This is a genomic window from Streptomyces celluloflavus, assembly GCA_000720995.1.
GTDB lineage: Bacteria > Actinomycetota > Actinomycetes > Streptomycetales > Streptomycetaceae > Streptomyces > Streptomyces celluloflavus.
Map to the genome: position 1 here is coordinate 20,574 of JOEL01000013.1, position 16,388 is coordinate 36,961.

The following is a 16,388-nucleotide window of genomic DNA, read 5'->3' on the forward strand; positions in this document are numbered from 1 at the left end:
GTGCCCGTGCGGAAAGGTCTTTGATGCCACAAGGCAGGCGCGGCGCCCCGCGCGCCGTGACGATCGCCGACGTCGCCCGCGAGGCGGGCGTGTCCCGTGCGACCGTCTCCCGCGCGATCAACGACTCGGACCTGGTCACGGCCGAGACGAAGCGCACCGTGCAGGAGGCGATCACGCGGACCGGCTTCGTGATGAACGCACGCGGCCGTGCCCTGGCCACCGGGCGCGCGGAGACGGTCGGCGTCCTGATCACCGAGCCGCTGGACGAACTCTTCGACGACCCGACCTACGGCAGGATGCTGCGCGGTGTGGCAGAAGGACTGTTGGGCAGCGGCTTCCTGCCGGTCATCATTCAGGCGTCCAGCGAGTCGGAGCGCGCCCTGGCCCTGCGGAGTTTCGGCCGCCGGTCGGTCGATGCGGTCATCCACCTCACGCCCTACCGGGGCAGCGATCTGCTGGGCTCCTTGGCCGGCGCCGGACTGCCGGTGGTCCTGTGCGGGCAGCTCGTCGACTCGCCGTACGAGGGGATCTTTTCCACGGTCTACTCCGACGACGTACGCGGGGCCCGCCTCGCCGCACAACGGGTGGCGACGGCCGGCCGCCACCAGGTGGCCGCCGTGCTGGGGCCCGCGGACAACCCGGCGACCGGTGACCGGCTGCGAGGCTACGAGGAGGTGCTCGGGGCCCGGCTGGACCCGGCACGCGTCGTGCACACGCGCTGGGACAGTGCGGGCGGGCTCACAACGACGGCCCGCCTGCTGGTAGCACACCCCGGCATCGACGCCATCCTCGCCGGGTCGGACCGCATCGCCCTCGGAGCCCTCGCCGCCCTCCAGGCCGCAGGGCGGCGCGTGCCCGAGGACGTCGCCGTAGTCGGCTTCGACGACCACGCCATCGCCGCAAGCGCGTCCCCACCCCTGACCACCATCGCGCAACCCCTCGTCGAGGAAGGCCGGATCGCCGCCCAACTGGCACTCGAAATGATCAACGGCGCCGACCCGCGTACCGAAGTCCTCGATATGCGCCTGGTGCCCCGCCTGTCCGCCTGAACGCGGCGCTCTCGGCAACGTTGCTCCGGCGGGTACCCGGTTCTTGAGCCAGGCGGCCAGCTACAGGCCAGCTGGTGAACGCCCTGGCCACCCAGAGCCGGGCCGCCTGGTTCAGCGGATGAAGAGGCTCAGTGCGCAGACCATCAGGAAGCTGGTGGTTCCGGCGACGGTGATGGAGGGAGTCCAGGTGCGCAGCATGGTGCCTTCGTCGATGTCGAAGTAGCGGGACCGGACCCAGAACCCGGGGTCGTTGAAGTGGGACATACACATGCCACCGGAGCCGATGGCCAGGACCAGGAGAGCCAGCTGGGGCTGAGTCCAGTGGAGGTCTTTGGCCATGTCCAGGGCGAGCGCGGCCACGGTCATGGTGGCCACGGTGGTGCTGCCGAGCATGACGCGCAGCAGGACGGCGACGTCGAAGAACAAGACGATGCCGCAGAGCATGCCGGTGATGCCCAGGGCGACGGCGGCTCTGCGTTCGCCGAGGGCCTCCAGGAGCCATGTGGCGATGCTCTCGGTGCCCTTGGTGGCTTCGAGGATTTTCCCGATCATGGCGGCAAGCCCGCCGGACCGAACACCCCGAACGGGCCCGGCACCCCGTACGTCCCGGGAACCGGACCGGTCCCGCCGGCCCACCAGCCCTCCGGATGGCTGGCATCCACGGGGGCGAAGGCACTCACCCTCCTCGGGATCAGCGGCGCGCTGCTGGTCACCGGGAGACTCGTCCTCGGTGTCAGCAGGCACCGACGCCGCACCAACTGACCACAAACCCCCAAAGTTGAGAGGAGACTGACTCAGGACCGACTCGACCGCACCGGCCGGCGCCCCGCGCACACGGGACCGACCGTGAGCCCGGCGGGCGCCACGTGGCGGACTCCGGCCACGCGTACAAGCCGGGCCCGGCCTTCCGCTCCGTTCGGAGGATTGGGCCCGTGCCGTGTGCCGGCCCGCTCGGCCGACCTTCCCCGAAGTCCCCTCCCCCGGTGATCCCGGCGCAGCAGAATCGGGGGCGTCGGCGCAGTCGCGGTTCGGGAGAGCAGGGACTTATGGGGATGCAGGACGTGTGGGTGCGGGCGCAGAGCATCGTCTCTGGCAGCCGGACGGTGCGGGCGGACACCATCGTGCAGGCCAAGTGGGAGCGCACGTCCTCCCAGTACCTCACCCTGATGGTCGCTGGCAGCGACGAAGCCCACCACCAGGTGCGCCCTGACGGATCAAGGGCCCTGCCACTCAGGGAGGAGGACGGCGCCGCGCTGGCTGACGGGCTGCTGTCCGCCATGACGGCTACCGCGGCTGTTCCGGGCAGCCACCTCCTGGTCCTCCACGGCACCGGACTGGAGCGGCGCCGTTCGGCGATGGACGGCACCCGGTGAAGAACCCGCCCCCTGAACGGCCCCGCTGCCGGTCAGGCAGATGTCCCGCCCGCCGCGCCCCAGCCGTCCAGAAAAACGGCCAGGGCGCGGCGTTGTTCTTCCCGCGGGCGGTCTGGCGGGCGAGTACGTCGCAGTCGATGTACGGGGCGACGGCGGCGAGGACCAGGCGTTGGAGTTCGGCCGGGTCCAGGGCCTCGGGCTCCCACTGCGCGGGGTGGGTGGGGTCGAGCCCGTGGCGGTCGGCGAAGGTTGGCCATCTCGGCCGGCGCACCGGGCGCGGGGGCGTACGGCGTGACGGGGGCGTGGTCGAGCTGCGCGCTCATCTGGTCCTGCCGGCGGGTCGTCACCTCACGGTACGCGTGCCGGGTGGCCGTGGATGCGGGCATGGATGGATCCCCTTCTACCGGGTGAGGGCGCGGACGACGGCCTGGTCGTGCTGGCGCAGCGGCAGGTCCTGCTTGTCCCCAGTGGCCGCCACGTAGTTGAGGAGTTCGACCGTCGCGCGTTCCGCGTCGCTCGGGTCGCTGACGATGAGCCGGTCGGCGGCGTAGGCGACGTCGGCGGCCGGGGTGGAGGGCTGCCGGTCGTGGTCGGGGCCGGTGCGGCCGACGCCCAGAACCAGGAGGTGGCGCACCCCGCTGCGGGTGTGGACGGTGATGGTGTCCTCGTGCGGCGAGTCCGGCGTGGCGATGACGAAGTGCAGGGCGTTGAGGATCGCCGCGGCGAGGGCCTCGGTAAGGACCGGCTCGGGCAGGAGGTCGTCGTCGGTGGGCTCCGCGTCCTCAAGGGTGAGCGTGTAGTTGATGCCGGCCGCGCTGGTGAACCGCACGGTGTCGTCGCCAGGTTCGGCGTCGGCGCCCAGGATGTGGGGGCTGCCCAGCAGCGCGTCGGCGATGCGGACGACATCATGGTCGGCGTCGAGCAGCGGGCTCTTGCCGTGGTCGATGGGCGGGTGGGCCTGGTTTGGGTGATTGCGCCTGTTTCGCAGTCGCCGGACGAACAGCACCCCGGCCAGCATCGGTAGGGTGAACTCGCGGTGGCGGTCTCCGGTCTGCTGGTGAGGAAGGCGCGGATCCGGCCCGGCGGCCGGCCAGGGTGCCCCTGGAGGCGAGACCCTGGCGACCTCGGGTCCCGCGACGGCCACGTCGAACCATTGCGTGGCGTTGCCGACCAACACGGCATCGGCGGAAACGTCCGGCAGCGGTATCGCCTCGGTACTACTCGGGCCGAATCCCGACAGGTCTCGGTGTCAGTTTCACCCGACGCCGAGACCAGCCCCCTGGCCGCATGCCTGTCCGCACGGCCTCCTATTCTTCGACGGACGCTGATGCCCGCTTGGTCGTGTGCCTGCCGTCCAGCGCCCGACACGACTCAACGACTCCACCGCATGGTGATGGAGTCGCTCACCGAGGAGGAACGTTCATGCACCCCCGGAAGATCGGCGCGGCCGCCGCAACAGCGGTGGCGCTCCTGGCTGCCCGCGACCTCATCCAGAAGAGGCACGCACTGCTGCGGAACTTCCCGGTGATCGGACACGCCCGGTACCTGTTGGAGACGATCGGGCCCGAGCTGCGGCAGTACATCGTGACCTCCAACGAGGAGGAGCGCCCGTTCAGTCGTGACCAGCGCAGCTGGATCTACGCGTCGGCGAAGGAGGAGAACAACTACTTCGGGTTCGGAACCGAAGTCGACGTCGAGCACGTGCAGGGGCATGCCTACCTGAAGCAGCGCACATTCGCCGGCGCGCTGCCCGACGCGCGAGACCCGCAGGCCCCACTGCCCTCGGCCAAGGTGCTGGGCGGACCGCGCGGGCGCGCCAAGGCGTTTCGGCCGGCGAGCGTGGTGAACATCTCCGCGATGAGCTTCGGATCGCTCTCCGGTGCGGCCATCACGGCGCTCAACAAGGGGGCGGCACTGGCGGGCACGATGCACAACACGGGCGAGGGCGGCCTCTCGCCGCACCACCGGGGCGGCGGCGACCTCGTCCTCCAGATCGGTACGGCATATTTCGGCTGCCGCAACGAGGACGGCAGCTTCAACGTCGACAAGCTCAAGGACGTGGTCGCCGGCGCCCCGGTCAAGGCGATAGAGATCAAGCTCTCCCAGGGAGCCAAGCCGGGGCTGGGCGGAATGCTGCCGGGCGCAAAGGTGACCGAGGAGATCGCCGGGGTCCGCGGCATCCCGGTCGGCAAGGACTGCGCCTCTCCCTCGCGGCACACCGCGTTCAGCGACGTCGACTCGATGCTCGACTTCGTCGAACTGCTGGCCGCCGAGACCGGTCTGCCGGTCGGGGTCAAGAGCGCGGTGGGAGAGATGGGCTTCTGGCAGGAGCTGGCCACGCTGATGGCACGTGGCGACCGCGGTGTCGACTTCGTGACCATCGACGGTGGCGAGGGCGGCACCGGGGCGGCACCGCGGATGTTCGCCGACTCGGTGGCGCTGCCGTTCCGGATGGGCTTCTCCCGGGTCTACGGGACGTTCGCCGAACTGGGGCTGACCGACGACCTGACCTTCATCGGCTCCGGCAAGCTCGGCCTGCCCGAGAACGCCGCGGTCGCGTTCGCGCTGGGCGCCGACATGATCAACGTGGCCCGTGAGGCGATGCTGTCGATCGGCTGCATCCAGTCGCAGAAGTGCCACACCGACAAGTGCCCCACCGGCATCGCCACCCAGAACCCGTGGCTGGCCCGCGGCCTCGACCCGGCCTCGAAGGCCACCCGGGCCGCGGTCTACCTGCGCACCCTGCGCAGGGAGCTGATCAAGGTCTCGTCGGCCGTCGGCGTCGCCCACCCCGCACTCATCACAGCCAACGACATCGAGATCATGAACGGCGACTACGAGGCCCGCACCCTGGCCGGCGTCTACGGCTACAAGGACGGCTGGGGCGAACTCGGCCCGCACCTCGCCGATGAGATCACCGCACTCCTCGCCACCAAACCAACCCCCGCCCAGAAGCCGGCCGTCTGACGCGCCGACAGCGACAAACGCCATCCCCCTCGTGCGAAGCACGAGGGGGGCACCAGCCTGTGGGCAGGCAGGACGTGATGGTATGGGCAGCAGCACACCGATGCGTCCAGGCCGGCCTGCGGCTGTTAGATTGTGCCGGGCGACGATAGTTGGCACTAATCGGGCTGTGTGACCTGAGGCTCCCAACAGCCTGGCCACGCTAGTGGCACCGTCTGGCCAAGATTCTTGACATCTGTAATGAATTGCCACGTTTGTTGGCACCGGCGCCATAGTTCAGCGCGGCAGCGAGGCCGGCGCGCATGGGGTTGCAACGGCGACAGTCTCGTCGCTTGGCTCCTTGCCGCTTTCACGTGACCTTCGGCGATTTCTACAGACCATCCAATCGCCTGGTCACTGTGTCGAGTGTCGGCCACGGAGGACCCTCGCGCAGCAAGCGCAGGAATTCCCCTCCGAATCGCCTCCCATTCGGAAACTGGTCGGCGAACGCCCGGCCCACCAACTCCTCATTGGTGCAGGGGCCGTAGACATCGGCGGTGTCGATGAGGTCGGCGCCGAGGTCGAGAGCGCGGTGGAGCACGGCGACCGAGGTGTTCTCGTCGCGGCCGGCGGGGTCGTAGGCATAGGTCATGCCCATGCAGCCGAGGCCGACGACTCCCACCGAAGCGTCTCCGGGGCCGATCCGTAGGGTGCGCAACGCGTGTCCTTCCTTGGATGTCGGGCAGGGCGGGTCACAGGGCCGGACCGGGCTCCCGGGGCGGCGCCACGGGAGCCCGTCGGCGTGATCAGGAGACGGCGCCCTCGCCCCAGGCGCGCTTGAGGATCTCGTCGACGGTCTCGTCGACCGTCTGGTGGGAGGTGTCGAGCCACAGCCCGATGCGGGGCGTGCCGTCCCGGAGCACCTTGTCCAGGTCCTTGGGCTGCCAGTCGGGTCCGTAGCCGGTCTTGGAGCGCTTCTCCTCGCGCCGGGCCACGACGTCCGGGTCGGGTGCCAGCATCACCACGGCAAGCGGACGGCTTCTGATCATCTCGGTGATCTCCAGCAAGTGCTCGCCGAGGAGGATGTCCTGGAGGACGGCCGTGAACCCGGCCTCGACGTAGGCGTCCGCCGACGCGGCGGCCAGGCGGTACCGCAGACGGAGCTGCGCGACGGCCTCCGGCGGGGCCTCAGCGGTCATGTGCACCTGACCGTTGACGACCATGCGGCGGAACGTGTCGCCGCGTACGTGCGCCGAACGGGGCAGGCGCTCGGCGAGGGCCTGCGCGACGGTGGACTTGCCTGCGGCGGAGATGCCCGAGATGACGATGACGCCGGGGTTTCCGTCGCCGGGGACGGCGGTGGGGTTGGTCCTGTCGGTCATGGACGGATGGATTTCCTCTCCTGTGCGGGGATGCGGGTGCCATTGCGGCACCCGGTCGGCTCGGAGCCTGTCGGGTGACCTTCGTCCGCCCGATCAGAGGTCACCCGACAGGCTCTCAGGTGCGTTCGAGGACCAGCAGGTCCATCGAGGCCGGACGTCGTGTGGAAACACCCCAGGTACCCGGTCGGGGGTCCCGGCGCATGCGCAGACCGTGCCGTTCCGCCACCGACAGGATGTGCTCCAGCCGGTAGGCGATGGCGCACGTGGGTTCCTCCTCGGAGTGCACGTAGTAGTCACCGTGGTCGTGCGTGAACTCGAAGGCGGTCGTGCCGCGCGCGATGTTCGCGGCGACCGTGTCGTCCACCAGGTAGGCCGTGGCGAAGCACTGCCCTCCGGGCCGCAGGACCCGGGCGGACTCCGCCAGGTAGTTCTCCAGCTCGGCCGGGCGGAGATGGCTGATGGGCCCCACCAGCGCGGCGGTGTCGAAGGCCGCGCCGTCGGCAGGGAACCGGAAGTCGGCCGCGGAGAGGGTCCCTTGCGGATTGTAGATCTCCTGGCGGATGTCGACGTGGGCGAGCGGAAGTTCGGATGGCGGGGAGTGATCGTGCGGGAGCACCATTCGACGGCGTGCGGCACGATGTCGAAGCCGAGACAGGAACCTTCGGTGAGCACGTCCGTGAGCGGCACCGCGATGCGTCCGGCACCGCATCCCGCGTCCAGGACGTCGTGTCCGGGGCCCACACCGGGCACTGTCACGTTGACTGACCGGGTGGGATGATCTTCTGGTTGGTCATGCTGGGAGGGGTCGTCCGTGGACAGCGCACCGCCGTCGCACAAGGGGCACCGGTACCCGGTCGAGGTGATCTCCCACTGCGTGTGGCTGTACTTCCGCTTCCCGCTGTCGTTCCGCGAGGTGGAGGAGCTGATGCTCGAGCGCGGTGTCGCCGTCTCCTATGAGACGGTCCGCCGCTGGTGCGCCAAGTTCGGGCAGGCCTACGCCGGCGCGCTGCGCCGCCGGCAGCCCCGGCCCGGGGACAAGTGGCACCTGGACGAGGTCTTCCTCAAGATCAACGGAGAGCAGAAGTACCTGTGACGGGCCGTCGACCAGGACGGCAACGTGCTCGACATCCTCGTACAGAACCGGCGGGACACCGCTGCGGCCAGGCGGTTCTTCCGCCGCCTCATGAAGAAGACGTGTTCGGTACCGAGGGTGATCGTCACCGACAAGCTCCGTTCCTACGGCGCGGCCCACCGCGAGGTCATGCCCTCGGTCGAGTACCGCTCACACAAGGGCCTGAACAACCGGGCCGAGAACAGTCATCAGCCGACGAGGCAGCGTGAACGCGCGATGAAGGGCTTCCGCAGTACCGGCGGGGCCCAGCGGTTCCTGTCCGCGTTCAGTGGCATCTCACCGCACTTCCGGCCCCGCCGCCACCTGATGAGTGCCCCCGGCTACCGAGCCGAGATGACCATCCGCTTCGCGAGCCGGGACCAGGCCACCGGCGCCGCCGACCAGCCCGCCGAAGCCTGAGCACCAGCCCGAAACCCCGGCCCCCACTACACCCCGACGCACCGTCAGAGACCCACACGGCCAACAACGTGACAGCGCCGGGGAAACCGATGATGACGAAGTCTTGTTACGTTCCCACCATGTCTCCTTGAAAGTGCCGTCACACGGGACCGTGACAGTCGCGCGCATGAACACGAGCATGCGCGTGAACCCGAAGCCAGGACGGCGGGTCGTCTCCATATTCCTGGCCCTGTCAGCCTCCGCCGCCGTCCTGGCTGCTCCCGGCGTGGCGGCGGCTCAGCAGTCGGACGGTCCCGCCGCCTCCGTACCGCCGATCCATTGGGGTGCCTGCCCCAAGGCCGAGCCGCCTTATCCCGACCCCAGCCCGAGGGCGCAGTGCGCGACGGTCGAGGTGCCGCTGGACTGGGCGAAGCCGAACGGGCCGAAGACCGGCATCTTCGTCGCGCGGTACCGGGCCACCGACCCCGCGGGACGGATCGGGGTCCTGATGTCGAACCCCGGCGGCCCCGGCACGCCCGGGGCCGACGACGCGCTGTACGCGGACGACCCCGTCAGCGGCTACTCCCCCGCCATGCTCCAGCGCTTCGACGTGATCGGCTTCGACCCGCGCGGCATCGGTCGCAGCCGAAACGCCGATTGCGACGAGGCGATCACCGGCCAGATCCCGTCCCGCCCCCGCGACGCGGCCGAGTTCGAGCGCCTGCGTACTTTGAACGGCAGGTTGGCGGCCAGCTGTCTGGAGCGGACGGGCCCGCTCGCCGCCCACATGGACGGCGAGAGCGTGGCCCGCGACATGGACGCGATCCGCGCCGCCCTCGGCGAACGCCGGATCAGCTTCCTCGGTCACTCCTACGGCACCTTCCTCGGCGAACGCTATGCCCGCCTCTTTCCCAGCAGGCTCCGCGCACTGGCCCTCGACAGCGCGATGGACCCGGACCGGCCGAACGCCGAGCGGTACCTCACCGACGGCAGTGTCACCATCGACGACACCCTGAAACGGCTCGCGGCCTGGTGCGAGAAGGACACAGCCTGCGCACTCAACGGCAAGGACCTGACGGCCGTCACCGACACGCTGTTCGCCCGCGCCGACGCGGGCACACTCCGCGAGCCCGGCCCGAACGGACCGACACGGACAGCGGTCGACGCCGACAGGCTTGCCGACTTCCTCACCTTCGCTCTCGGCAAGGGAAGCCCGGAGGAAACAGCACGGCAACTGGCCGCCCTGTACACAGGAAAGGGCGAGGTCCGCTGGTCCCCCACCGGCACGGAACTCGCCTCGCGGCTCGTGCTGTGCCAGGACTACGACTTCCGGATCCGCGACTACGCCGAGTACCGGGCCATCCGGGAGAGAGTCGCGAAGGCCGCCCCGCACGTTCGCTACAACGCCCAGGCACTGGACATCGTCCTCGGCTGCCAGGGCTGGAGCATGCCGCCGAAGCCCCAGCCCGCCCGGGGAAGGGGCAACCTACCGCCCGTGCTTGTGGTCAACGCCGCCCATGATCTGGCGACCCCCCTGCCGGGTGCGCGACGCATGGCGCGCTCCTTCCCCGAGGCGTCCCTGTTCACGATGGACGTCGTGGGCCACTGGCTTTACCGCAGGGGCGGAACGGAAGAGGCGATGTGGGTCATCGACACCTACCTCACCCGACCCCAGGGCTGACCGCCAGGGCGCGGCGGCTCCGGCCGGGCCGCGGCCAGGCACGGCGGGTTGGCCGGGCTCATCCGGTAGTGGACGCCCTTGCCGGGCGCGAAGTCCCCGTCACCGGTGACGGCTGTCTCCGGATTGACCACCCACACGTCCGGCGCGGCGTCATCCAGGATTCGCCGAGGCCGTCGAGCTGGACAGGGGACGTCGCCGAGCCGGGCGAGGAGAAGGAGGAGAAGGACTAGCGCCTTCGAGCGGGGGCGTCGCGGCTCCCTTGGCTCAGCGCAAGGCTCGCGAGGGCTCTGTGACGGTCCCCAGGGCCCACGTAGTACCGGTCTGCATGAAGATGACACTGACTTTCGTCACTCGTGTCATAAGTAATCGGCGGAGGATGTCAGCGGCTTGTCCCTGTTCAAGCCGGGTTCTCGCGGCCGCCGACCTGGTCGCCGACTTCATCACCTACATGCGCGGCCGCGGATGGAACACCGACTCCTTCAGCGGCAGCGTCCGCACCCCGCGCATCGTCACTGGACACCTCGGCGCCGAGGTCCCCATCCAGGAGACGGACATCCGGGCCCTGGCCTCCATGCGCACCACCCTCCACGGCCCCCGCGTCGTCAACTACCTCCGCCTGCGCGGCCTGCTCGAAGCCCAACAGCCCAGCGATCCCTGCATCGCACGCGCCCGGCAACACGCCTCCACGGTCAGCCACCCGGCCTTCGCCGCCGCGCTGCACGCGTTCATCGACGTGCTCCTCGGTCAGGGCAGCTCGTCCAGCCGGCCCCGCAGCCCCAAGACGGTCGAGAACTACGTGGTCGCCGTCCTGCCCACTCTCGAAGCATGGACGGCTGACGGCCTCACCGACCCCCGCCAGATCACCAAGAAACACATCGAGGCTGCCCTCGACCCGCTCACCGGAGACCAGGCCCGCCGCCTGCACACCTCACTGCGCTCCCTGTTCAGGGCCCTCAAACGCGAACGCCTCATCTTCCGCGACCCCGCCCGCGGCGTCTCCCTCACCGTCAGCCGGCCTTTGCCCGCCGCGCTGCCCTCCGACCGCCTCGCCGGACTCCTCGACAAAGTCGACGACCCCTGCGACCGGCTCATGGCCGCCCTCGTCGCCGTCTACGCCCTCCTCCCCGGACAACTCGTCCGCCTCCTGCGGACCGACCTCGACCGGAGCAAGGGCCGCCTGCAATTGCGACGGCCAGGGCGCATGGACCACCTCGTCTACCTCGATGCCTTCACCCTGCGACTCGCCACGGCATGGGAACTGCAACGCCACCGGCGCTGGCCCGACAGCTCCAACCCCCACTTCTTCGTCACCCGCAACACCGCTGTCGACGACTCCGGCCCGCCCATCAGCGCTGGCGTGGTCCAGAAGACCTTCGAACGGCTCGGCTTGCGGGCCGGCGCCCTGCGCATGGACCGGATCTACGACGAAGCCCGACACAGCGCTGACCCCGTCCGCCTCATGGAGCTCTTCGGCCTTTCCCACCTCGCCGCCACCCGCTACGTCCTGTCCGCACACCCGGAGAAGAAGAACGGCCCCATCGCCCCGTAGAGCTACGACCTTGGGGACCGACAGGGCAGCGAGGCGGCGGACCGTGAGCGTGAGCAGCAGCCACTACGTCGAGTGGCACCTGCCTGGCTATGGCCCGATCCTGGAGCTGGGCGTGGCGCCCGCGTGGCTCCAGGTCAGCGAGCAGATTCCGACCACAGGACGGAGAACGATCATGGCCAACGTCACATGCTTTTCGGTCCACCCAGAACAACAGTCCATCCCGCCCGACGGGACGGTCTTTTTCACGGTAGGCCCGGATGATCGTCTCGGCGGCGCCGCGATCACGGCCACTGTCCAGGCAGGCTCAAGCTCGGGAAGGACCGTGTTTGCCGAGGTGATACAGATGGCCACGCGGAGTCAGATCGACTTTCCTGGACCTGCGACGAGCCACTTCCTCGACATCGTCGTTAGGAACAACGGTCACGTCAGCGACGGCGCCGCGACCATCGACTTCTACGACGTTTTCATCACCTCTATCACTCCGTAGCTCGCTCCGGCGGTGGTTTCAGATAGTGCTGCGAGGGGAGTGTGCGCCCCGCGGTGCCTCCCACACACCGCGGGGCGCTGTTGCTCACTGAACGCCATCGCCCCGCCCAGCGGCTTCCCCTTCCTGGGTGGGGCGACGATAGGACGCAGGCAGGTCTGCGGAGGCGGGTACTCCTCCTCGCGGCCTTCGCTCCCGTGACCGCCGAAGCTGGCTCCCCGTGACCAGCGGAGCCGGCCGTCGAAGCAGACGGTACGGGTGACGTTCACGCCATAATCATCTTTTCGGTCACCAAGGACGGGTGCCATAGACCCCCGTGCCGGTGATTGCGCCGAGGGGCTCCGAAATCGCGGATTCGGCCCAACCATGGCACCGATCCCCGCACCCACTCGCCCCCCATCGCCACCACGACCTGTTGCTGGCCTACATCGTGGGGGACGCAGCCCAATGGGCCTACCTGCCGGTGACCGTCACGCTCCGGCTCAGCTTTTGATCAGTGGCCAGCCGTCTGTACCGGTCTGCATGAAGATGACACTGACTTTCGTCACTCGTGTCATAAGTAATCGGCGGAGGATGTCAGCGGCTTGTCCCTGTTCAAGCCGGGTTCTCTTGCCATAGTTCGCCTGGCCCTACTCAAGAACGACGTCCCACTCCGCCTCGCCGGGTATCCGGGCCGTCCGCGCAGGAGGTGACAACCCGGCGTGGAGCCAGACGCGCAGGCGAGGGCCCGCTCAGGGGCAGGAACGATTTCTTACACATGACAGAACCCGAACCTGCCGCTACTCAGCGGGGGGTCGGCCCTACACTCGACACCCGACCCACAGCCCCCAGGCGAGCGAGAAGAGGTACCCATGGAACCGATGGCGCCGGAACTGCTGATGGCCCTGGCATCCGGCACGGCGGGCGCCGCCGGCCAGCAACTCTGGGCGTCCCTGCGCGACCTGGTCCACCGCCCCTCCCCGGTGGAACCCACCGGGACCCCCGAACTGGACGCGCTCACCGATGCTGCGGACACCGCCGAACGAACCGCACGGGCAGCTGACTTGACCCGCACCTTGGCCGAACGGGCCCGCCAGGACCCCGCGTTCGCCGACGCCCTGGGCACCTGGCAGCGGACGCCGGCTCTCGCCACCGTACGCACGACGGGTTCCGGCGACGTCCACAACACGGTCTCCGGCGGCCGCCAGCAGACCGTCATCGAGGGACGCGACTTCAACGGTGACATCACCATCGGCGGATAGGCCGGGAGTTGTCGGAGCGGAGCAGACCACCGGGGGACACGCACAACACCGCGCGCGGCGGACAGCAGGGCCTGCTCATCCAGGCCCGCGACATCATGAACCTGTACGTCCAGCCGCATGTGGCGGTGGGCGTGCGCGGCCTGATCGCGGGCTTCGGCCTGTACCTCCTCGCCGTACGCCCCGAGCTGCCGCTCCCGCAGGGCTACGACCCCGGCCCCGTACGGCTCGGATGGCTCCTCCTGGCCCTGGCCCTCGCGTCCTCCGTCGCCGCGCGGGCCCTGACCGCCCGGCGGCGCCGGCACGACCGGGCATGGACGGCCCCGGAGCACATCGAGCGGGTCGTCGACGGCCTCGCCGAGGCACTGCATCGGCAGTACACCCGGGACGAACGGCTGCTGCACATCGCCGAGCCGCACATCATCGAGGTGCCGTGGACGCCCCGGCCGGAGCGGCCGGACACCCCCGTCTCCGCGTACTTCGAGAGCCTCCCCGACCGGCGGCTCGTCGTGATCGGCTGCGCGGGCGCGGGCAAGACGGTGCTGGCCCTGCGCCTCGCCACCGAACTCCTCGCCGGCCGTGACCACAGCCCCGAGCGTCCGATCCCGCTCGTGGTGCCGCTGGCCGCGTGGCACCTGGACAAGGGGCTGGCCGACTGGGTGGCCCAGCGCCTGGCCGCCGACTTCCCGCGGGTCTGCGCGCCGGTCCCCGGGGCCCGCCCCTACGACGTGGCGCTGCACCTCCTGCGCGCCACCGGCCGGGTCCTGCTGATCTTGGACGGGTTCGACGAACTCCCGCCCGCTCGCCGCAAGGAGGCCCTGCGCCAGCTCGTCGAGACGCTGCGGGGACGCCCCTTCGTCCTCACCACTCGCGCCGATGATTACCTCGAATACGCCCCGGACCAGAGCGTGTTCGCCCGCACCGAGATCACCCTCCAGGGCCTTACCGACGCCGCCGTGAGCGGCTACCTCAATCCCTCGGGCTCGGACCGCTCCCCCTGGGCCCCGGTCCTGGCGCGGCTGCGCGACACCGACGACATCGCCGCCGAGACAGAACGGCTGCGCGAGGCGCTCCGCGTCCCCCTCATGGCGGGCCTCGCCCGGGTCACCTACGGCTGGGACGGCAACGACCCCGGCGAGCTGCTGTCCCCGGACGCGTTCAACGAACGGGGCGCTCTGGAAAGGCACTTGTACGACGTCTTTCTCGACACCGCGTACAGTGCCTCCCACGACGTGCGCGCCGAGCACGGCGGGTGGCGGCCCGAGGAGGCGCGCCGCTGGATGGGGTTCCTCGCCGTCCGTCTGAAGGCCGCCCACGAACCGGACCTCGCCTGGTGGCGGCTCCAGAAAGAGATGCCGTGGCCGGTGCGGCTCCTGTACGTGGCCCCCGCGTACCTGCTGTCGGTCCTCCTGCTCGCCCGGGCTGACATCGCCACCGGGCAGTGGGGCGGCGGGATGCCGGTGTGGCTCGCGTACGCCCTGGCCTGCTCCCTCACGCTCTACGGATCCGCCGCCCACCCCGAAAACGAACGAGTCCACCTCACCCCCTGGCTGCTCGGCCGGCCCGACGGAGCACGGGTACGGAAGGCGCTGCGGAGCGGGAAGGGACGGCTGGTGGCCCTGGGCCTGGCCCTCACCACGGCGATCATCATCACCTCGGCCCTACACCACCAGTGGCTGGTCGTGGGCTTTTGCACCGTCACCTTCGCCGCCCTGCTGCAGCCCGTGCTTCCCCTCGTGTGGCGGTTCGCTGACCAGGCTCCGGAACGGACCCCGCGCGAGACGATTCGCGCCGACCGGCAGGTGGTCCTCACCCTGGGCTGGCTGGCGCCGATCCGCCTCACACCGGACGGACTGGGCTCCCGGTATCCCCTGCTCCTGGCCCCGGTCCTGTTCACCTGGTGGCAGTTCAACGGCCGCACCTTGCACACCGACACCCCGCTGGACTGGGCCGTCGCCGTGGCCTCGTGGTGGCTGTACGCCGTCGGGCTCTCCGCCTGGGGCCAGTACGGGACGGCCCACGTCTGGTACGCGGCCACCGGCCGGCTCCCGTGGCGCCTCACCGCGTTCCTGGAGGACGCGCACGCCCGCGGGGTACTGCGGCAGTCCGGGGGCGTCTACCGCTTCAGCCACATCGAACTGCGCGAACGCCTCGCGGAGACCTACGACGGCACGCCCCCACGCCACGCCCCACCGCGCGCACCACTCGCCTCCCTCGCCTTAGTTCTCGGCGCACTCCTCACGACCCGCGTCTTCTTGAGCGCGATGAACATCCATCCGCCACCCGACCCGGTCCCCCACGTCCCCGCGGCATGCTCGCTACTGGATGTCCACGAGCTGCGGCCGCGGACGAGCACCGACACGAAGCCGACCCTCACGAAGTCCAGCACGCGCTCCCTGCCGGGCCGGTGGCCCCCGTTCCCGGGCCTCAATGTGTGCGCCGTCGCCTCCGGCCCCTCCCCCACCGCCCCCGCCCTCCGCATCGCAGTCGCCGCGGCGGGCTGGAAGTCGACCGATACTTTCAACGGGGCGCTGTACGCGGTCGACCAGTTCCGCGCCCTCGGCCAGAAGGCGTCCCCCGAAGCGACCGAACACCGCCTGCCCGACCTGGGCGACGAAGCCGCCGTCCTCATCAAGAAGGACGCCCACGGCCTCTGGTCCAAGGGGCCCGAGCCCTGGCAGGCGATGGTGCGGGTCCGCGTCGGCAACGCCCTGTTCGTCACCACGTACGCCGAACATTCCGCGACCCGCGCCCACACGACGAAGTCGGCGGAAACCCTGATGCGCGACCTGCTCCGCCGATCGGACCTGCCCCGACGCACCCCCTGACCGACACCTACGTTTCCGCATGGCTCAGCCCTCCGTTCGTGGGTGTCCGGCGTATGGACCAGCGCGGCGCGGGAAGCTCATCGGTGCGCGATTTGGGCTCGCCGGTGGCCCTCGTGCTCGGGGCTCAGCATGGCGTACCCGGCCGACTCGGACATGCCTCCTGCTCTCGCCCTCATGTCGTGTGTGGCCTCGCGAGGAAATGCCACGGATTTGAGACTGATCACGGGTGACACGGCCGTGAGACAGCCAAGAACGCCCCAGGTCACGCAAGATCGACATGTCGCCAACAAAGCAGGGAGAATCCACTTCCTTGGCGGCGCCGGCGCGGCGGCGGGCCGGCGGCGGAACCGT

General features: G+C 69.9%; 13 protein-coding genes and 1 pseudogene. 9 read left to right on the forward strand and 5 right to left on the reverse strand.

What is annotated here, in order from left to right:
- Positions 1-23 precede the first annotated feature (23 nt).
- Positions 24-1,049, forward strand: a complete 1,026-nt coding sequence (locus IH09_RS14160) for a LacI family DNA-binding transcriptional regulator (RefSeq protein WP_052856585.1) — start codon at positions 24-26, stop codon at positions 1,047-1,049.
- A 111-nt stretch (positions 1,050-1,160) separates the two neighbouring features.
- Here IH09_RS14160 and IH09_RS14165 read toward each other — a convergent pair whose 3' ends face one another.
- Positions 1,161-1,601: a GntT/GntP/DsdX family permease gene (locus tag IH09_RS14165; RefSeq protein ID WP_052856586.1), complete on the reverse strand. Its 441-nt coding sequence runs from the start codon at positions 1,599-1,601 to the stop codon at positions 1,161-1,163.
- A 494-nt stretch (positions 1,602-2,095) separates the two neighbouring features.
- Here IH09_RS14165 and IH09_RS14170 point away from each other — a divergent pair, with 494 nt between their 5' ends.
- Positions 2,096-2,422, forward strand: coding sequence for a hypothetical protein (locus tag IH09_RS14170; RefSeq protein WP_052856587.1), 327 nt, complete (start codon positions 2,096-2,098; stop codon positions 2,420-2,422).
- Between the two features lie 400 nt (positions 2,423-2,822).
- Here IH09_RS14170 and IH09_RS39850 read toward each other — a convergent pair whose 3' ends face one another.
- The gene (locus IH09_RS39850; RefSeq protein ID WP_205379754.1) at positions 2,823-3,596 is read right to left on the reverse strand and encodes a hypothetical protein; all 774 of its coding nucleotides are present in this window, start codon (positions 3,594-3,596) and stop codon (positions 2,823-2,825) included.
- Positions 3,597-3,844: 248 nt separating this feature from the next.
- Between IH09_RS39850 and IH09_RS14180 the strand changes: the two genes are divergently transcribed.
- The gene (locus IH09_RS14180; RefSeq protein WP_052856589.1) at positions 3,845-5,389 is read left to right on the forward strand and encodes an FMN-binding glutamate synthase family protein; all 1,545 of its coding nucleotides are present in this window, start codon (positions 3,845-3,847) and stop codon (positions 5,387-5,389) included.
- 367 nt (positions 5,390-5,756) lie between these two features.
- On the opposite strand, the gene IH09_RS14185 is transcribed toward IH09_RS14180, so the two are convergent.
- From IH09_RS14185 to IH09_RS14195, 3 genes are all read right to left on the reverse strand, one after another.
- Positions 5,757-6,047, reverse strand: coding sequence for an aldo/keto reductase (locus tag IH09_RS14185; RefSeq protein ID WP_052856590.1), 291 nt, complete (start codon positions 6,045-6,047; stop codon positions 5,757-5,759).
- A 124-nt stretch (positions 6,048-6,171) separates the two neighbouring features.
- Complete coding sequence (locus tag IH09_RS14190) at positions 6,172-6,747, reverse strand: AAA family ATPase (RefSeq protein WP_052856591.1); 576 nt, start codon at positions 6,745-6,747, stop codon at positions 6,172-6,174.
- A gap of 115 nt (positions 6,748-6,862) precedes the next feature.
- On the reverse strand, positions 6,863-7,366 hold the full coding sequence (locus IH09_RS14195) for a class I SAM-dependent methyltransferase (protein WP_052856592.1): 504 nt from the start codon (positions 7,364-7,366) through the stop codon (positions 6,863-6,865).
- A gap of 192 nt (positions 7,367-7,558) precedes the next feature.
- On the opposite strand from IH09_RS14195, the pseudogene IH09_RS37110 reads away from it, so the two are divergent.
- From IH09_RS37110 to IH09_RS14230, 6 genes and pseudogenes are all read left to right on the forward strand, one after another.
- Positions 7,559-8,278: pseudogene (locus tag IH09_RS37110) on the forward strand (IS6 family transposase).
- 166 nt (positions 8,279-8,444) lie between these two features.
- Positions 8,445-9,938 carry an alpha/beta fold hydrolase gene (locus tag IH09_RS14210; protein ID WP_110952283.1) on the forward strand — a complete coding sequence of 498 codons (1,494 nt, stop codon included), beginning with the start codon at positions 8,445-8,447 and terminating at the stop codon, positions 9,936-9,938.
- 376 nt (positions 9,939-10,314) lie between these two features.
- Positions 10,315-11,487, forward strand: coding sequence for a site-specific integrase (locus IH09_RS14215; protein WP_052856596.1), 1,173 nt, complete (start codon positions 10,315-10,317; stop codon positions 11,485-11,487).
- 43 nt (positions 11,488-11,530) lie between these two features.
- Positions 11,531-11,974, forward strand: a complete 444-nt coding sequence (locus tag IH09_RS14220) for a hypothetical protein (RefSeq protein WP_052856597.1) — start codon at positions 11,531-11,533, stop codon at positions 11,972-11,974.
- Positions 11,975-12,822: 848 nt separating this feature from the next.
- Positions 12,823-13,212, forward strand: coding sequence for a hypothetical protein (locus IH09_RS14225; RefSeq protein WP_052856598.1), 390 nt, complete (start codon positions 12,823-12,825; stop codon positions 13,210-13,212).
- A gap of 8 nt (positions 13,213-13,220) precedes the next feature.
- Entirely contained in the window at positions 13,221-16,037 is a 2,817-nt protein-coding gene (locus IH09_RS14230) for an NACHT domain-containing protein (RefSeq protein WP_052856599.1), read from the forward strand.
- The last annotated feature ends 351 nt before the right edge of the window (positions 16,038-16,388 follow it).